This is a genomic window from Acinetobacter sp. A1-4-2 (assembly GCF_040233925.1).
GTDB lineage: Bacteria > Pseudomonadota > Gammaproteobacteria > Pseudomonadales > Moraxellaceae > Acinetobacter.
Genome location: NZ_CP157981.1, coordinates 2,869,120 through 2,887,025 on the forward strand (window position 1 = coordinate 2,869,120; position 17,906 = coordinate 2,887,025).

General features: G+C 43.3%; 23 protein-coding genes. 10 read left to right on the forward strand and 13 right to left on the reverse strand.

The genetic code is table 11. The features are described 5' to 3' along the window. Positions 1-276: 276 nt before the first annotated feature. A complete protein-coding gene (locus ABJ384_RS13835) occupies positions 277-660 on the forward strand; it encodes an RcnB family protein (protein WP_200223500.1) in 384 nt (127 codons plus the stop codon). Positions 661-821: 161 nt separating this feature from the next. Then, positions 822-1,427, forward strand: coding sequence for a hypothetical protein (locus tag ABJ384_RS13840; protein WP_200223499.1), 606 nt, complete (start codon positions 822-824; stop codon positions 1,425-1,427). A 76-nt stretch (positions 1,428-1,503) separates the two neighbouring features. Here ABJ384_RS13840 and adhP read toward each other — a convergent pair whose 3' ends face one another. Then, positions 1,504-2,535 (reverse strand): alcohol dehydrogenase AdhP, encoded by a 1,032-nt coding sequence (gene adhP / locus ABJ384_RS13845; RefSeq protein WP_086196633.1) that lies wholly within the window; start codon positions 2,533-2,535, stop codon positions 1,504-1,506. A 380-nt stretch (positions 2,536-2,915) separates the two neighbouring features. Continuing rightward, positions 2,916-3,218, reverse strand: coding sequence for a hypothetical protein (locus ABJ384_RS13850; protein WP_200223497.1), 303 nt, complete (start codon positions 3,216-3,218; stop codon positions 2,916-2,918). Positions 3,219-3,579: 361 nt separating this feature from the next. On the opposite strand from ABJ384_RS13850, the gene ABJ384_RS13855 reads away from it, so the two are divergent. Next, on the forward strand, positions 3,580-4,518 hold the full coding sequence (locus ABJ384_RS13855) for a hypothetical protein (protein WP_200223496.1): 939 nt from the start codon (positions 3,580-3,582) through the stop codon (positions 4,516-4,518). Between the two features lie 120 nt (positions 4,519-4,638). On the opposite strand, the gene ABJ384_RS13860 is transcribed toward ABJ384_RS13855, so the two are convergent. The 10 genes from ABJ384_RS13860 to ABJ384_RS13905 all read right to left on the reverse strand — a co-directional run bounded on the left by ABJ384_RS13860 (position 4,639) and on the right by ABJ384_RS13905 (position 12,850). Continuing rightward, the gene (locus tag ABJ384_RS13860; RefSeq protein ID WP_086196636.1) at positions 4,639-5,058 is read right to left on the reverse strand and encodes a F0F1 ATP synthase subunit epsilon; all 420 of its coding nucleotides are present in this window, start codon (positions 5,056-5,058) and stop codon (positions 4,639-4,641) included. Positions 5,059-5,084: 26 nt separating this feature from the next. Then, positions 5,085-6,479, reverse strand: a complete 1,395-nt coding sequence (gene atpD, locus ABJ384_RS13865; RefSeq protein ID WP_086196637.1) for a F0F1 ATP synthase subunit beta — start codon at positions 6,477-6,479, stop codon at positions 5,085-5,087. Between the two features lie 29 nt (positions 6,480-6,508). Next, positions 6,509-7,378: a F0F1 ATP synthase subunit gamma gene (atpG, locus tag ABJ384_RS13870; RefSeq protein ID WP_086196638.1), complete on the reverse strand. Its 870-nt coding sequence runs from the start codon at positions 7,376-7,378 to the stop codon at positions 6,509-6,511. 88 nt (positions 7,379-7,466) lie between these two features. Further along, positions 7,467-9,011, reverse strand: a complete 1,545-nt coding sequence (gene atpA / locus ABJ384_RS13875; protein WP_086196639.1) for a F0F1 ATP synthase subunit alpha — start codon at positions 9,009-9,011, stop codon at positions 7,467-7,469. 63 nt (positions 9,012-9,074) lie between these two features. Beyond that, positions 9,075-9,611 carry a F0F1 ATP synthase subunit delta gene (locus tag ABJ384_RS13880; protein ID WP_166171993.1) on the reverse strand — a complete coding sequence of 179 codons (537 nt, stop codon included), beginning with the start codon at positions 9,609-9,611 and terminating at the stop codon, positions 9,075-9,077. Positions 9,612-9,623: 12 nt separating this feature from the next. Next, on the reverse strand, positions 9,624-10,094 hold the full coding sequence (locus ABJ384_RS13885; RefSeq protein ID WP_086196641.1) for a F0F1 ATP synthase subunit B: 471 nt from the start codon (positions 10,092-10,094) through the stop codon (positions 9,624-9,626). 38 nt (positions 10,095-10,132) lie between these two features. Continuing rightward, positions 10,133-10,378, reverse strand: coding sequence for a F0F1 ATP synthase subunit C (gene atpE, locus ABJ384_RS13890; RefSeq protein ID WP_000424060.1), 246 nt, complete (start codon positions 10,376-10,378; stop codon positions 10,133-10,135). 82 nt (positions 10,379-10,460) lie between these two features. Further along, positions 10,461-11,336 carry a F0F1 ATP synthase subunit A gene (gene atpB, locus ABJ384_RS13895; protein ID WP_086176476.1) on the reverse strand — a complete coding sequence of 292 codons (876 nt, stop codon included), beginning with the start codon at positions 11,334-11,336 and terminating at the stop codon, positions 10,461-10,463. A 111-nt stretch (positions 11,337-11,447) separates the two neighbouring features. After that, positions 11,448-11,840, reverse strand: coding sequence for an ATP synthase subunit I (locus ABJ384_RS13900; protein ID WP_092820019.1), 393 nt, complete (start codon positions 11,838-11,840; stop codon positions 11,448-11,450). A gap of 170 nt (positions 11,841-12,010) precedes the next feature. Further along, positions 12,011-12,850, reverse strand: coding sequence for a zinc ABC transporter substrate-binding protein (locus ABJ384_RS13905; RefSeq protein WP_200223495.1), 840 nt, complete (start codon positions 12,848-12,850; stop codon positions 12,011-12,013). 139 nt (positions 12,851-12,989) lie between these two features. On the opposite strand from ABJ384_RS13905, the gene ABJ384_RS13910 reads away from it, so the two are divergent. From ABJ384_RS13910 to ABJ384_RS13935, 6 genes are all read left to right on the forward strand, one after another. After that, positions 12,990-13,487, forward strand: coding sequence for a transcriptional repressor (locus ABJ384_RS13910; RefSeq protein ID WP_086196644.1), 498 nt, complete (start codon positions 12,990-12,992; stop codon positions 13,485-13,487). Further along, positions 13,460-14,251, forward strand: a complete 792-nt coding sequence (gene znuC, locus ABJ384_RS13915; RefSeq protein WP_166171989.1) for a zinc ABC transporter ATP-binding protein ZnuC — start codon at positions 13,460-13,462, stop codon at positions 14,249-14,251. The genes ABJ384_RS13910 and znuC overlap by 28 nt, the downstream gene beginning before the upstream one ends. Positions 14,252-14,254: 3 nt before the next feature. Continuing rightward, complete coding sequence (gene znuB / locus ABJ384_RS13920; RefSeq protein WP_166171987.1) at positions 14,255-15,055, forward strand: zinc ABC transporter permease subunit ZnuB; 801 nt, start codon at positions 14,255-14,257, stop codon at positions 15,053-15,055. A gap of 4 nt (positions 15,056-15,059) precedes the next feature. Next, positions 15,060-15,542 (forward strand): DUF523 domain-containing protein, encoded by a 483-nt coding sequence (locus tag ABJ384_RS13925; protein WP_200223493.1) that lies wholly within the window; start codon positions 15,060-15,062, stop codon positions 15,540-15,542. 96 nt (positions 15,543-15,638) lie between these two features. Beyond that, on the forward strand, positions 15,639-15,929 hold the full coding sequence (locus ABJ384_RS13930) for a DinB family protein (protein WP_320159618.1): 291 nt from the start codon (positions 15,639-15,641) through the stop codon (positions 15,927-15,929). Beyond that, entirely contained in the window at positions 15,917-16,150 is a 234-nt protein-coding gene (locus ABJ384_RS13935) for a DinB family protein (protein WP_320159617.1), read from the forward strand. Before ABJ384_RS13930 ends, ABJ384_RS13935 begins: the two co-directional genes overlap by 13 nt. A 12-nt stretch (positions 16,151-16,162) precedes the next feature. On the opposite strand, the gene ABJ384_RS13940 is transcribed toward ABJ384_RS13935, so the two are convergent. Beyond that, positions 16,163-16,783 (reverse strand): LysE family transporter, encoded by a 621-nt coding sequence (locus ABJ384_RS13940; RefSeq protein ID WP_166171983.1) that lies wholly within the window; start codon positions 16,781-16,783, stop codon positions 16,163-16,165. Between the two features lie 162 nt (positions 16,784-16,945). Between ABJ384_RS13940 and ABJ384_RS13945 the strand changes: the two genes are divergently transcribed. Then, positions 16,946-17,866 carry a Dyp-type peroxidase gene (locus ABJ384_RS13945; RefSeq protein WP_166171981.1) on the forward strand — a complete coding sequence of 307 codons (921 nt, stop codon included), beginning with the start codon at positions 16,946-16,948 and terminating at the stop codon, positions 17,864-17,866. Positions 17,867-17,906 lie beyond the last annotated feature (40 nt).

Genomic DNA, 17,906 nt, shown 5'->3' on the forward strand with positions numbered 1-17,906 from the left:
TCATCACCAGACAAAACACGCTACTGACGGATAATGAAAGCCGATTGCCCTAGCACTTTGAAAATTCCCGATCAGCCAGAAAAGGGACATCGGAGCTGGTTGTCCCCAGAAATTAGCAGATTCAAATCAAGGCAGGAATTCAGAGAGTTCCATGCCATCAATGCTTCAGAGCAGGCGGCAAATTACATTTATACAATGGATTATTCACGTTTTCTCTTTAACTTAGAGGTGAAATAAAAATATTGGCTGACAGCTATTTTAAGCGTAGGTAAACCCATGAAAAAACTAGTACATGCTGGACTCTTTGCTTTAACCACTGCCGTGCTTGCAGCACCTGCAGCAATCGCCGCGCCACCTGCTCATGCCCATGAAAATAACGACCATGCCCAAAATATGCATCCGGGTGACGCACATGGCCAACAGCACGCTGAACAGCGTCATCATGAAGTCGTACAAAACCGGGTTTTAAAACCATCCCGCGACTGGAAAGCCGGCCAAGCCCTGCCTTCACATTATTATGGTAAAGGCTATGCAATTGATCATAAGCGTTATAAAAATCTGAGTAAACCGGGCAAAAACCAGCGCTGGATTCGCGTCAATGGCGACTATGTACTGATTAACACGCTCAATCACAGTATTGTGAAAATTATGACAAATTGAGCTTAGTCATTTATGTAAAGTTAAGAGCGCTGCAGCGCTCTTTTTTAATAACTCAAGCGCTTATATTCAAAATATTTGTTATCACTTTGCAACAATTAGTTTTTTCTCCACATTCTGTCCCTATATTGTGATGTATTGATTGAAGCTGAAATGAAAGAGATATGAAAAAATTCATCCAAAATGCGGTTTCTCCTTTTGTGATGTTTAGTGCGGGCCTTTTGCTGATTGGTTGTGAACAAGCCAGTACACCGGATTCAACAGAAAAAGAAACATCCAGCGAAGTCTCCGAACAGGTCTCTACCCCGTCAGCTACAGAAGCCTCAGCTAAAACCGAACTGAAAAGCGGTAACATGTTTTATATTGTCCGTGATGTTGCCGATATGCAATTGAAAACCGGTGACTATATTGAACAGCTCAAACAAAGCCAATCGGATTTAGAAACGGCCGTTTCCAGTCATGATCAGCAGCAATTACAAAGCACTGCAGAATCCTTAAAAGCCCAGTTAAAAGGTTTTGATCAGGCTCTCAGCAGCTTGAACCTGAAAAGCCAGGAAATTGATTCGATTCGTCAAAATGTAATGCAGGCCAATCAGCAAGTACTAGCTACCCCGTTTTTAAATGGCGAGATCAACTTGACTCAGGTCGATTTCAAGAAAATTGAACAACAAATGGGTACGATCCAGACGGAAATGATTAAACTGGCCGGCATGATGATTCCTGAAAGTCAGAATGATTCAGGTCAAAGTAAATCCGATCAGGAAAGTTAATCCCCCTGTAGATAAACCCTCTAAAAATAAAGACCAATTCAGCAGTCCTGCAGAATTGGTCTGTTTAAATTGAAGATTAAAGTCTCATATCAATCACGATACGGCCATCAATTTTACCCTGCTCCATACGCTCAAAAATATCGTTAATATTCTCAAGCGGTTCCACATGGATATGCGCCTTGACCTTGCCGCGCGCTGCAATATCCAGTGCTTCTTTCAAGTCCAGACGCGTTCCGACAATCGAGCCGCGCACGGTAATCCCTTCCAGCACCATATTAAAAATCGACAAGTCAAAGGTTCCCGCTGGCAAACCGTTTAAAACCATAGTACCACCACGACGAACAATTGCCACAGCCTGTTCAAATGCCTTTGGCGATACCGCGGTCACCAAAACACCGTGACAACCCTCACCTGTGGCTTTCATGACTTCTTCCTTGACATCCACTTTCAGGGCATTAATGGTCACATCGGCACCCAAGTTTTTAGCCAATTCCAGTTTAGAATCATCCACATCAATTGCCACCACATTAAAGCCCATGGTCTTGGCATACTGAATTGCCACATGACCTAGGCCACCAATCCCAGAAATGGCCACCCAATCTCCAGTTTTGGCCTCAGTCATTTTTAAGCCTTTATAGACTGTCACGCCAGCACACAGAATTGGAGCAATTTCCAGCAAATCGACACCTTCAGGAATCACGCCGACGTAGTCACCATCTGCCAGACAATATTCAGCAAAACTGCCATTCACTGAATAACCCGAATTTTGCTGCTTCTTGCACAAGGTTTCCCAGCCTGCATAGCAATGATCGCAATGACCACATGCAGAATACAGCCACGGAACACCGACAATATCGCCGACCTTTAAATGCTCTACACCCTCACCGACCTCAATGACTTCACCCACGCCTTCATGTCCTGGAACAAAAGGTAAAGTCGGTTTTACCGGCCAATCCCCATGCATGGCATGCAGATCGGTATGACAAACACCTGTTGCAATAATTTTCACCAGTACTTTGCCCGGACTGATTTTCGGAATTTCCAGCTCTTGTATTTGCAGCGGCTGGTTAAATGCCGTAACCACCGCGGCTTTCATTGTATTCGCCATATTGATGTTCTCCATATTATGCATACTGAGAAGACTCTTGTTAGAGGAGCCACAGCTCTACTATATCGAACAATAAATCATCAAAATGAGTGGATTTGTATCGGATTTGATCACTTTAGATGTGCTTGCCGTTCAGCAGTACAAGGGGGGGGCCGGCTCTAAAATAATTGTTTCTTAGTTGAAGCCGATTTGAAAAAAATCCCTGGTAAGACTATAAATAACAGCAAGGGATAGCCGATCTTGCTAAAGTCGGGATTCGGGCAACGGATAAGAACTAGACATGTCGCATTTAACTCAGATTTTTACTAAGATTTATAGAGAGTAAACATAATTATTAAAGGTGATTTTTCATCTTAGCAACGAGGTTCATTCTTACCGACTCATAGATTTGACTGTACACGCCATTGTTTAAAAGCAGCCTGCATCGCTTGTTTTTCTTTAGATGAGGCTAGACGGCTTTCCATAGCAGAAAAATCACCCTTATATACAGAAGCAACCATCGACTTTGTCAGTTCCTCAATACTCTTCCGACCGTACTGTTTATAAGCCAGGATTTCATCTTGCGTTAAAACCAAGTCCCAGCAGGATACGACCGAGCTCATATCCACTGCAATACCAAGGTAATAATAAATATCTTCTTGGTAAAGTTCCCAAAAGTGCGGTTCATGTTCGATAAGGTTCATCTAAAACCATAAGCGTTCAAAGTAGATACTTTTAATCTATACCCAATACCTGCTTATAAGCTATGCAACTTTAGATATTATTTTTGCACTGTTAAAATGAAATAGAAATTGTTTGGCTTGAAATAACCCGGCAAAAGCCAATTTTCCTAAAGTAAAAACATGCGCATGGGTAATCTAAAAAGGTAGAGATACCAAGTTTGAATGAAGGGGGAATGAGAGGCTTTTAAGCTAAACATTTATTAACACTGCTCTGTTTTCCATTTTCACTATATATAATTAATATTTTTTATAAAAAACGTTAGCCACTCCTCATTTTTTCTATTATATGTATAAATAGCAAACACAGAAAAAATTTTATAATATGAAAAAAATGATTCTAGTGGTGGTCTGTTTAACAATCATGACGTATGGCGTGTTGCATTTCATCATGCCTGAAAAAGCTATCCCACGCTTAAATCAATTTTTTTCTCACCCCCTCAAAGATGTGCAACTGATTCAAGACTGGCTCAAACATAATCAACAACAGCAGTTGTTATTGGTGGATGTCATCCAACCGGTCAGCCCAAAGCAAACTGGTCCTTATGTTGAATATATCAAACAACGAATTGAACTTAATCAACAAAATATTCAACGTATTAAGCTCAGTCACTACAAAAGCAAAGCATTTAAAGAAATTCAACAGCTGGAAATTCATGCCTTGCAGCAATGGAATAATCTCCATCAAAGCAATATTGTTGATGCTTTTGAACAGCAACAACGTTTTTTAGATTTGCCCATGAAAGAATTGCAACAACTGGACACTGAAGCACGTTACGCACTTCAACAACAAGAAATGAGCGTATTGCAACGGCTACAACAGTTGGTCCAGCAAAACAGCGATTATGTTGCAGATATTGACCACAACCTGCTTGGTGACTGGCTTGACTACCATTTGATGCAACATGAAATTCACCCGATCATTGTCGAAGGGAAAAATCCTTCCTCCACTGCCCCAGGTAATCGTTTAGAAGCATTACAAGATTTGCAACTGTATAAACGTTTTCAGCCAGATACGGATGAATATAAATACATCATGGCGCTTTCAACTCAGCTTTGGCATGTTGAATATCCCGCTTCATCCAATCTAGCCACAGCAAACCCGCAACCTATTTCATATGCTGATCAATCCAGAGAAGAAATTATCGTTCCGGAAGATACACCCAAAGCTGAAAAATTAAAGCAACTGATTAAGACACAAGATGACAAAGTGAGTGATCTGTTGTTAGCTCAGCTCAGACAGGCTTTCTTTAAAGAAAAATAGAATTAAATATAGAAAATTCACTCTGCTTTTTAAGCAAGAATAATCTCTTGGGGAAGTAAAAAGAATTTAAAAATAAAAAAACCACCCTTATCGGGTGGTTTTTCAATCTTAAACCGTGTCTTATTGAGCGCGGTTTTTGATTTTGCGGATGGTTTCCAGCTGTGCAGCAGTTTCTGCAAGAGCAGCAAGCGCAGCAGCAGAGTCCAAGTCGCTCTTTTGATTTGCTAGCAATTGTTCAGCTTGTTTACGAGCTTCAATAATTGCTGCTTCATCAAGGTTGTCAGCACGTACTGCAGTGTCTGCAAGTACTGTAACAACGTGCGGTTGAACTTCAAGTACACCACCAGATACATAGATTAACTCTTCTGTACCATTTTCAAGCAGAACGCGGATTGCGCCCGGCTTGAGTAAAGTTACTAGCGGAGCATGGCCGGGCATAATACCCAACTCACCACCAGCACCTTTAGCAATTAGCATAGTTACAGTGCCTGAGTACAAAGACTCTTTAACACTTACAACATCACATTGCATAGTCGCCATGAGAATCTCCTAAATTAGGTAGCTAATTAAAGTTTCTCGGCTTTAGCAATCACTTCGTCAATACCACCAACCATATAGAACGCTTGTTCTGGGATGTGATCGTATTCACCAGCTAGAAGACCTTTAAAGCCACGAATTGTTTCTTTAAGCGGTACAAGTTTACCAGGAGCACCAGTAAACACTTCAGCTACGTGGAACGGTTGAGAGAAGAAACGTTGGATCTTACGTGCACGGTATACAGTAAGTTTGTCTTCTTCAGCCAATTCGTCCATACCAAGAATCGCGATGATGTCTTTCAATTCTTTATAACGTTGAAGAACGTTTTGAACTGAACGAGCAATTTCGTAATGCTCAGCACCTACAACTAATGGATCTAACTGACGTGAAGTAGAGTCAAGTGGATCGATCGCTGGGTAAATACCAGAAGATGCGATGTCACGGCTCAAGACTACAGTTGCGTCCAAGTGAGCGAAGGTAGTAGCAGGCGATGGATCTGTTAAGTCATCGGCAGGTACGTATACCGCTTGGATTGACGTAATAGAACCAGACTTAGTCGATGTAATACGTTCTTGAAGAACACCCATCTCTTCTGCAAGAGTCGGTTGGTAACCTACTGCAGATGGCATACGACCTAGAAGTGCTGATACTTCAGTACCTGCCAGTGTATAACGGTAGATGTTGTCTACGAACAATAGTACGTCACGGCCTTTACCGTTTTCGTCTTTCTCGTCACGGAAGTACTCAGCCATAGTCAAACCAGTCAACGCTACGCGTAAACGGTTACCCGGTGGCTCGTTCATCTGACCGTAAACCATCGCTACTTTGTCAAGTACGTTAGAGTCTTTCATCTCGTGATAGAAGTCGTTACCTTCACGAGTACGCTCACCAACACCAGCAAACACAGATAAACCTGAGTGCGCTTTAGCGATGTTGTTGATCAACTCCATCATGTTTACAGTTTTACCAACACCGGCACCACCGAACAGACCAACTTTACCACCTTTAGCGAACGGGCAAAGTAAGTCAATTACTTTAATACCAGTTTCTAAAAGGTCAGTAGATGCTGCTTGTTCAGCATAAGAAGGTGCTTGACGGTGAATCGGCAAACGTTCTTCAGTGGCAACTGGACCGGCTTCGTCGATAGGGCGACCAAGAACGTCCATGATACGACCTAAACATGCAGTACCTACAGGTACAGAGATAGGCGCGCCAGTGTTAGTTACGTTCAAACCACGCTTAAGGCCTTCAGTAGAACCCATTGCAATAGTACGAACTACGCCATCACCAAGTTGTTGCTGAACTTCTAATGTAGTTTCAGTGCCATCAACATGGAGAGCGTCATAGATCTTAGGAACGCTGTTACGTTCAAACTCGACGTCGATAACCGCGCCGATGATCTGAATGATACGACCGCTACTCATTGCTGTCTCCTCAATTCAAACTAATAATGTTAAACGGCAGCGGCACCACCAACGATCTCAGAAATTTCCTGAGTAATCGCGGCTTGACGCAGCTTGTTATAAATAAGTTGTAGGCTCTTGATCAGCTCGCCCGCGTTATCCGTTGCAGCTTTCATTGCAACCATACGTGCAGACTGTTCACACGCGATGTTTTCAATCACGCCTTGATAAACCATAGACTCGATGTAACGAACCAATAAACCATTTAAAAGCTCTTCAGCTTCTGGTTCATAGATATAGTCCCAACCGTATTGACGGTTCAGACCTTCGCTTTCTTCAGCAGCTGCTAAAGGAACGAGCTGTTCGATCTTTTGGTTTTGAGTCATGGCATTGACAAAGCCGTTTGACACCAGATAAATACGATCTAACTCGCCTTTATCGTAAGCGTCCAACATCACCTGTACAGAACCAGTTAACTGTTCAAGACTTGGTGCATCACCTACGTTTGTAGTTGCACCAAGCACTTTACCGCCGTAGTTTTTAAAAAACGAAACCGCTTTTTGACCAATTAAAGCAAATTGAACTTCAATTGACTGCTCTTGTTGCTGTTGAACGTGTTTTACCACTTTCTTGAACAGGTTAATGTTCAAGCCACCAGCAAGGCCGCGATCTGATGACACAATGATATAGCCAACGCGCTTAACTGGGCGTTCAACCATATAACGGTGTTTGTATTCAGGATTCGCTTGGACCAAGTGAGCAATTACACGGTGCATATTTTCGGCATACGGACGGCCTTGAGCCATGCGCTCTTGCGCACGACGCATCTTAGAAGCTGCTACCATCTGCATCGCGCGAGTAATTTTCTGCGTGCTTTTGATACTAGCTACTTTGGCGCGAATTTCTTTTAAATTTGCCATACGCTTAACCTAGTATTCGAAGGCTCTTTCGAGCCCTCGAAGGTTGATTCCGTGAACCAAACCAACACTAATCTAGCAAGTTGCTAAATTAGTAAGTTTGAGTCGCTTTGAACTTTTCAATACCAGCTTTGAATTCAGCTTCGATATCTTTGTCCCAAGCACCAGTCTCGTCAATTTTTTGCATTACTGCAGCGTGTTCTGAACGGAAGTAAGCAATTAACGCAGCATCAAATGCAACGATTTTCTTCACTTCAACGTCAGCCATGTAGCCTTCGTTAGATGCATAAATTGAAACAGCCTGGTCAGCAATTGAGTAAGGAGCATATTGTTTTTGCTTCATTAACTCAGTTACACGTTGACCATGTTCAAGTTGCTTACGAGTTGCTTCGTCAAGGTCAGAAGCGAACTGAGCAAACGCTGCCAATTCACGATATTGCGCCAAAGCGGTACGGATACCACCAGACAATTTCTTGATGATCTTGGTTTGAGCAGAACCACCAACACGAGATACAGATATACCCGCGTTCACAGCAGGACGGATACCTGCGTTGAACAATGATGTTTCAAGGAAGATCTGACCATCAGTAATCGAAATTACGTTGGTTGGTACGAATGCAGATACGTCACCGGCTTGAGTTTCAATAATCGGCAATGCAGTTAATGAACCAGTTTGGCCTTTAACTTCACCGTTAGTGAATTTCTCAACGTAGTCAGCAGATACACGAGAAGCACGTTCAAGTAAACGGCTGTGTAAATAGAATACGTCACCAGGATATGCTTCACGACCTGGTGGACGACGTAAAAGCAATGAAATTTGACGGTAAGCAACAGCTTGTTTAGACAAGTCATCATAAATGATAAGCGCGTCTTCACCGCGGTCACGGAAGTACTCACCCATTGTACAGCCAGCATAAGGAGCTAGATACTGCATTGCTGCAGGATCAGCTGCAGCTGCAGCTACAACAGTTGTGTACGCCATAGCGCCAGTTTCTTCAAGCTTGCGTACTACGTTAGCAATAGTCGATTGTTTTTGACCAATAGCTACGTATACACATTTAATGCCAGAGTTTTTCTGAGCGATGATCGCATCGATCGCCATTGCTGTTTTACCAGTTTGACGGTCACCAATGATCAACTCACGTTGACCACGGCCTACAGGGATCATTGTATCTACTGATTTATAACCAGTTTGTACAGGTTCATCCACTGATTGACGCCAAATTACACCTGGTGCTACTTTTTCAACAGCATCAGTAAGTTTTGCATCAATAGGGCCTTTACCATCAATCGGGTTACCCAAAGCATCTACTACACGGCCTAAAAGTTCTGGACCAACCGGAACTTCTAATACACGACCTGTGCAACGCGCTTTTTGACCTTCTTGAAGGCTTAAGTAGTTACCTAAGACAACGGCACCCACTGAATCCTGTTCTAGGTTCAGTGCCATACCAAATAAGCCGCCGTCGAATTCGATCATTTCACCGTACATTGCATCAGCAAGGCCGTGAATACGCACAATACCGTCGGAAACCATAACAATGGTCCCTTCGTTCTTAGCGGTCGCGCTGGTGTCCAGATCGCCGATACGCTGTTTAATGAGCGCACTGATCTCGGATGGATTCAGTTGTTGCATTGCGCTATACCTCAATCTTTTTAAAGTTCAGTCTTCTTTTACGCAGTAATTTTTTATAAATAATTACGCAAGAAGACGAGTCCGCATTTTTTCAAGCTTGTTAAGCGCAGAATCATCTATCACTTGGTCGCCTGCACGAATAACTACACCAGCAATTAATTCTGGTTTAACTTCTACAGAAACATTTACCGCAGCGTTAAAGCGTTTTTTCAACGCATCTGCAAGTAGTTGTTCTTGTGTAGAAGACAATGGGAATGCTGATTCAATCACAACATCCACAGTGTTGTTATTCTGTGATTTGAGCTGTTCGTATTCTGTTTCAATTTCAGGAAGAAGAGTCAAACGGTCATTTTCAGCAAGCAATGTCAAAAAGTTTGACACTGCTGCGGTTTGATCTTCACCTAAAACTTTAGCAAAAACACTTACCTGCTCTGCAGGAGTAAGCTCAGGGCGATTTAAGTAAGCTGAAAATGCTTCGTCTTGCACCGCAGCACTGAGCAAAGTTAATGCATTTGACCAAGCGTCAGTTGCACCTTGCTCAGAAGCGTAAGCAAATGCTGCTTTAGCGTATGGGCGTGCCAACGTCAAGAGTTCAGCCATAATCCGCCTCTCTTAAAGTTTAGCAGCCAGCTGAGTCAGCATGGCATTGTGAGCTTCTGCGTCAACTTGCTGGGTCAGAATTTTTTCTGCACCAATCACTGCAAGAGCAGCAACTTGTTGACGTAATTCTTCGCGAGCAGCATTGATTTCAGTATCAACAGCTTCTTTCGCTTGTTGACGAATACGCTCACCTTCAGCAGCTGCTTGAGTACGCGCTTCTTCTACCAATTGCGCACCGCGACGGTTCGCTTGTTCGATCAATTGAGCCGCTTGTGCTTTAGCTGCGTCTAATTCAGCTTTCACTTGAGCTTGCGCATCGGCAAGGTCAGCTTTTGCTTTTTCAGCAGCGTTTAAGCCATCAGCGATTTTACGCTGACGCTCACTAATCGCATTGATTAGTGGTGGCCATACAAACTTCATGCAGAATGCGACGAAAATCGCAAATGCAATCGCTTGGCCAATCAATGTGAGGTTGATATTCATTGCTATTCCTCAATGGTTTAATTTAGGAATTAAGCTGATTAACCTACAAATGGATTAGCGAAGATGAAGAACAAGCCAATACCAACACCGATCATAGGCACAGCATCAAGAAGACCCGCGATTAAGAACATACGAGTTTGAAGTTGTGGAGCCAATTCTGGTTGACGAGCTACAGCTTCAAGGAAACGGCCGCCTAAAAGACCAAAACCAATCGCAGTACCTAAAGCACCAAAAGCGATCAAGATAGCAGATGCAATTGCAACTAGACCTAAAGTGAGTTCCATGATAATTCCTCAGAGGTTAGGTATATACCAAATTAAAGTAAAAAATTAAGCCCAACCATCCTTTGACAGTCAGGCAATACCATTAATGTTTTTCGCTAGCCATACTCAAGTATACGATAGTCAGCATCATGAAAATGAATGCTTGTAACGTAATAACAAGAATGTGGAAGATCGCCCAAGGCACAGACAACGCCCACTGGATCCAGAACGGTAATAATGCGATGAGGATGAAAATTAACTCACCTGCATACATGTTACCGAAAAGTCGTAGAGCCAATGAAACTGGACGTGCAAGGAATGTTACGAGTTCCAGAATCAAGTTCACTGGAATGAGCAACGCTTTTGCAACTGGGTTACTTGGGTTAAATGGGTTGAGTGCTAACTCGCCGACGAAACCGCCGATGCCCTTTTCACGAATGCTATAGAACAAGATAAGCACAAATACCGACAATGACATACCAAGGGTAACGTTAGGGTCAGTAGATGGAACAATCTTGAAGTAAACGTGATGCGGGTCCATACCAAATACGTTTGAACCAATAATTCCTGCAAGATGCGGGATGAAATCCACTGGAAGTAAATCCATCGCATTCATCAGGAAAATCCACACAAAAATTGTGAGGGCTAAAGGCGCAATTAAGCGTGATTTGCCATGGAAAGTGTCGCGGACACTTGAGTCAACAAACTCGATGATCATTTCGATTGCAGACTGGAACTTGGTAGGAACACCAGCGTTTGCAGCTTTCGCTACTAACCAGAACAACAAACAGAAAACCACACCGAGAGTGATAGACCAACCCATTGAATCCAAGTGAATAGCAGTGAACCCCATCTGTTGAGCTTCATCAGCAGTCTCAGCCAATTTCCAAGAACCATCAGGCATTTTGCCATAGGTTAAATTGGTCAAGTGATGCTTGATGTACTCGGTCGAAGTAAGGGCATGTTCTTCAGCAGCCATAAATCACACCTGGTCAATGTCAAATACTAAATAGAGAGAACGAACATCGCGTGCTGCCTGATATCTCGTTCTTCTCCTAAAAAACTTTTCAATTTTTTGTTGTGTTTAAACTTATTTCCGGAGTCGTGACGCCCAAAAAGGTGCGACCCACGTCATCGTCTGAACAAGTATAAATCCACAAAACAATGCCACCGCTGACAACGGTTTGACAGTGCTTAAAATTAAAATGAAACCAACAATCACAATTGCAAACTTGCCCATCAAGCCTCTATACATGTTCGAAAGAACCTGTTTTGAAGCTCGCGCACCTGCGGCTCGAAACGATTGCCAAGAAAAATAACAACTTGCAAGCCAACACACCAACGCACCAAGTGCGGCACTGTAAGCTGCAGTTGAGTCTTTCACGACCCACGCTATCAAGGCTGAAACAGGAATCATGCATGCTTGTAAGATGACTAAAGCTTTCGCTAATCGTCGATCAATCATGCGACTAGTTCGGCTCATTATTTATTCACTCACAGCATTCATGCTTGACAAGTTTAGCTGATGATCGTTTTTAATCGCAGGCATTATAGAGTTACACCCCTGAACATGCAATCTTTTCCCGACCTAAGTCGGATTTTTTAATTACATAAATCGCTTTTCAACTCATCAATTGTTGCTTAATTTTTGCATCATTTCCGTGCATTTTGTACACATTTATATGTTTGATCGGCCAGTTTCTTCCACGCCAGCACAAAGTCCCCTTCCCTGCCCATGCTTTCATCGACCGCCTGGAAGGTCACCGGATTCAATTTTTGGTACTGGTTTTTGCTGGCATGACCTTCTGCCAAAAGGCACATACTGCGACTTGGACGGCTGTCATTTAAATATTTAATTTGAGCCAGTGTAGGTGCCACATGGGGATCATCGGTCAATGCACCGGAAAATTTCAGGTTTAAAGCACGTTCCAGATACTGATAGGCATCATGATATGCCCAGTAAGGTTTGGCTGTAGTCTGGCTATTGTATTGTTGTGCACTCAGCAGCATCTCTTGAGCAAAGCGTTTGGCATTGGCCCAGTAAGCGTCTTTATGTTCGGGTAACTGTTGTGAACGCAGGGCTGCAATAAAAAAGCCGATACGTACGGCATTGTTGGGATCCAGCCACACATGTGTATCGACCGTATTGTTCAACGCCACACCACGGGTAGTACGCTGCGGCAGGGTTTGCACAATACCGGACTCTAAAATCGAAATCGCTTTGGGATTATCAGACAACAGCTTATTCAATGGAGCTTCATGTGCCTTACCCAGCCAGATCACCAGTGAGGCATCAAGAATGGCTTTGCGATGCGCTGGCGTCAGGGTAATGTCATGTCCAGACTGATCCCCTAGTAAGAGCACAGGCTTCTCCACGCCCTGAGTCACTTCCTGAGCAATAAGATAAATGGGATGCGTAGAAACCACCAGACTCTGTGTCCAACCAAAGCTACTGAAGAGGGCCAGTGCACAAAATGCAAAGAAACGGGACATGAAGAAAATCACCAAATACTCAATAAGTGTTATAATATAACAAATCGACAAAAATACCTATGTTTATCGAAACAGGTATCGCTTCATGTTAAGATTTAATGTCCATTTGTTTTTATAAATTTCGCACTTGAGGTTGGCTATGAGCTTATGTTCGCACGAACATCACAATGCATTACATGGCGTACATGACCATCATAATATAGCAACACGCCTTGCTGAAGCAGAAAGTCTCTGTGCAACGACTGGCGCACGCTTAACCCCATTACGTAAAGAAGTGCTGGAACTGATTTTAAATGCCAGCGGTCCTATGGGTGCCTATGATTTACTGGCTAAAATCAAGAGTGAATCTGACCGTCCTGCTGCACCACCAACGGTATATCGCACTTTGGACTTTTTACTGGAAAAAGGTTTAATCCATCGTTTAACTTCGATTAATGCCTATATTCCATGTTGTCATCCGCGCGAAGGACATCAGGCAGCATTTTTAATTTGTACCGAATGCAAAAATGTTAAAGAAGCCTCTGCTCAGGGGCTATTAAAACAATTAGATGAACTTTCAGCATCAGATCAATTTACTGCACATCACAGTATTATTGAAATTTCCGGGATATGTCAGCAGTGTCGCAACAAACAGTAACAGTCAATCCCCTAATTGCCCTGAATAAAATCAGTGTGCGGATTGATGACCGTGACATTTTAAAAAATGTGGATTTCGCTTTACACGAGCGAGAAATTGTCACCCTGATCGGTCCGAATGGCGCGGGAAAATCTACCCTGATTAAAGTGCTTTTAGGCATTGTGAAAGCCAATTCAGGAAAAATTCATAGCCATAAAAAACTCAAATTTTCCTATGTGCCGCAAAAGTTTAGTCCATCGCATAGCCTGCCTTTGCGGGTGCGGGATTTATTGGCTTTAGAACACTGCGATGCAGATATCAAGGCAGAAATTATTCGTGATACCGGCATTACCAAATTACAGGATTGTAAGGTTCAGCAACTTTCAGGTGGTGAACGGCAACGGGTATTACTGGCACGGGCTTTACTGCGTTTGCCTGATGTACTAGTACTAGATGAACCGATGCAAGGTCTGGATATTCAGTCCGAGGCTGAACTGTATGAATATGTCAGAAGCCTGCCGATCAAATATGGCTGTGCCGTGTTGATGGTCTCACACGACCTGCAATGGGTCATGCAAGGTACGCATCGGGTCGTGTGTTTAAACAAGCACATCTGCTGTAGCGGCTTGCCGGAAAATGTGCAACAGCACCCTGAATATCAGGCCATTTTCGGTACCAACCGCGTGTTCTATCAGCATCATCATGATCACTGTGCGCATGGTGACAGTGCGACTCCGTGTCAGCATGATCCTCGTCCACATATTCACCCTGAACCGGAAGCTTAAGCCATGATGGAATGGTTACAACTCTTGTTACCTGCATGGACCATGGGAACCCTGTTGGTGTTTCTGACGGCTCCGCTGGGCTGTCTGATGTTATGGCGACGGATGTCTTTTTTTGCCGACACCATGGCACATGGCACTTTATTGGGCGTGGCGATTGCAGGTGCTTTGAGCCTGCCTTTATGGTTGGGCGTGAGCTTTTTGGCTTTTCTATTGGTGGCTATTTTATGGGCACTGCATGACCCTCGCCTGCCCAATGATGCTTTATTGGCTTTATGTTCAGCTACCCTGCTCTGCTCAGGCTTACTGTTTATTCAACATATTCCAAGTTTAAGACCTGAACTGCTCAGCTATTTGTTTGGCGATCTGCTGCAAATTTCCTGGTCAGACTTGCCGATGTTTGCCCTGGTCATTATTGCGGCTTTAGCTGTGTTGTATAAAAACTGGCAAGCACAGATTCAGATTGCGATTGACCCAGATATGGCAGTGAGTGAAGGCGTGAATGCCAAATGGCAACGTCTGGTGTTTATGCTACTGCTGGCCCTGTTTACCGTATTGGCTTTGCGTGCGGTCGGTTCATTGTTGATGGGCGCTTTACTGGTGATTCCGGCATTAACAGCGCGTTTGTTGGCAAACTCGCCGAAACAGATGGTGGTTTGGGCTTTTGTGATTGCACAAATCGGGATTAGTGTCGGGCTATGGTCCAGCGCAGGACTCGATACCTCTACCGGCCTGACCATTGTCCTGACTATGGCAATTTTATTTGCGGTGATTTTTACCGTACAAAAGTTCAAGAAGCTGAGCTAAGGTGATGACCGGCAAGGGATACTTTATTAGTGCTTGTCTGCTTGGACAAAAAGTTCGTTACGATGGACAAGATTGTTTAGTCAGGGAATTAGTTTCAGATTTAATACCTGATCAATATGTGAGTTTATGTCCTGAGATCAGTGGCGGACTGCCTACCCCTCGCCCGCCTGCTGAAATTCAGAATGCATCAGGTAGAGATGTTCTGAACAATCATGCGACTGTAATAGATCGAGAAGGCATGAATGTTTCTGATGCCTTTATTCAAGGAGCTTATGCAGCCTTAGCCTTGGCGCAAGAACATCAGGTTACTCATGCCATCCTGAAAGCAAATAGTCCATCCTGTGGCAGTGACTTGATTTATGATGGAACATTTACAGGACATAAAATTCAGGGTGAAGGCGTAACCGCCGCGCTGTTTAGGAAACAGGGTATTGTGGTATTAACTGAACATGAATTCCTTCAGGCTTTAAAACTGACTAAACGCTGATACATTTCAACTTTATCCAGGCAATAGTTTTTTATTCTAGCCAAAGCTTCAAACGGCTTTTATACTGTTCAAATAAAAAACAAAATAAGTTTCCCAATGAATATTCACACCTTCGAACTATGGGCACGTTATCATCTTTGGGCCACCCATCGCTTAAGCATATCTCTACACGCTGTTTCTGATGAAGATTTTTTGAAAGATTGTGGTCTGTTCTTAAAAAGTATTTTGGGCACACTGAACCACTTGCTTGTTGCTGAACATGAACTTTGGTTTTCTCGTTTTTCTAAAGGGGAATCACCCGCTATCGCCTTAAACAGTGTGATTGAGACCGACCGTCATCGATTATTAGAACGGCTGCTTCAAAGTGCTGGGCAGTGGCAGATTTGATACAAGAGCTAAACCAGGAAGCTTTAGATGGCGTGCTGCATTACCGGAATACACGGAGCCAAGACATGAGCCTACCTTATGCAGCGACACTGATGCATGTGTTCAATCATGCTACCCATCATCGCGGACAAATCACGGCTGCAATGACGGCTCTGGGTTATGCTTCACCGGAACTGGATATGCTATTTATGCTGATGGAAGAACAACAGGCTGCGACTTAATCCATTCTCATTTTATTGATGTACCAAACTTAATAACGTTGCTGCACAGGCAAACAATACCGCAAAGGTCCGGTTCATATATTTCTGCTGTTTCGGCGATTTTAGTAATCGTAAAACTTTGGCGGCCAAGCCGGTATAGCCCGCCATCACGATTAGATCAATCGTCACCATGGTGACTGCCATAATCAGATACTGAATCCATTGTGGTTTAGACAAATCCAGAAACTGTGGCAACACGGCAAGTAAAAACACAATCGCTTTCGGGTTGCTCATATTGACCAAGAAGCCATATAAGACTAATTTAGGAATCGATTTAGTCGGTTGTTCCTGTTGAATCTCAATGGCCTGTGCGGGTGCTGTCCATTGCAGGTATGCCAAATACAAGAGATACGCCACGCCAAACCATTTCACAACCAAAAAAGCCCAAGGTGTCGTGGCAAATAGTACCCCTACCCCAGCTGCCACAATCCCGATTTGCACTAAAAGTGCCAGCTGTAAACCTAAAGCATTCCAGTATCCACGTCGAAAACCATAATTTAAACCGCTCGACATCGAAGCAATTGCACCTGCTCCAGGAGAAATACTGATGACCCAGCATGCCAGCATATAGGCAAGCCAAACTTGGTAAGACATAAAATACAAGAAGATAAAAAGACCGGCTTATTATATGACTTTTCATCTTTTAAAGGGCTTAAAAATCGAAGTGCAAACTCAAGCCTTGGACTATTCACTCAAGCAGTGATGAGGCACAATAAAGCCAGACACGTATTTTATAAAAATTGTTAGGAGCCATGTATGACTGCCCAATCTGTAATTTTACCGTTACCTTCAGATCATGCCCGGTTTATTGTTTTACGTTTAAAAGACTTAACGATTGAAGAGTTAAAAGAAAAACTTGCAGATTTATTTAGCACCCGTGACCGTTTAATCACCCAGCATCCGAATGCACAGATTAAAACAGGCGTCGCTTTTGGTCCAGAGCTTTGGGCAAGACTTTATCATCAAACTCCTGCCGGCTTTAAGCAGTTACAACCAATTCAAGGTTCATTCCAGATGCCTGTTGTCCCTGCTGATCTGCTGATTCATATTGCCAGTGCTCGCGCCGACATCTGCTTTGCCTTAAGCCAGTCATTCTTTGAAGACATTCAAGATAAAGTTGAAGTACTGGATGAACGGGTATGCTTCCGTTATTTCGATGGACGTGACATGACTGGTTTCATAGATGGCACTGAAAATCCGCAATTCCCCGATGATCGTGCCGAAGTCGCTTTACTCGATGAAGATGCCGGAATTTTTGCTGATGGCTCTTTTGTCTTTGCGCAGCGCTATGCACATAACCTGGAAAAATGGAAAAAATTAAAAGTCGATGCACAAGAAAATGTGATGGGTCGAACCAAGTTAGAGTCGATTGAACTGGATGATGAGGTGAAGCCTAAAGATGCCCACATTGCCCGTGTGGTGATTGAGGATGAGAAAGGTGAAGAAATGGAAATTTTACGCCATTCCCTTCCTTATGGCGAAGGTCGAGGTGACCAAGGTTTATTCTTTATTGCTTATACCAAAAACTTAAACATTATCGATCATATGCTGGAACATATGTTTGGTACAGCTGGCGATGGTATTCATGACCGTTTGCTTCACTTTGTGACACCAATGGACGGGGCTTATTACTTTGCACCGAGTGAAGAATTGCTGGAAGAAGTTTTGGAAGGATAAAAATTTCAAAGTAGCTACCTTTGTAGCTACTTTTTTATAT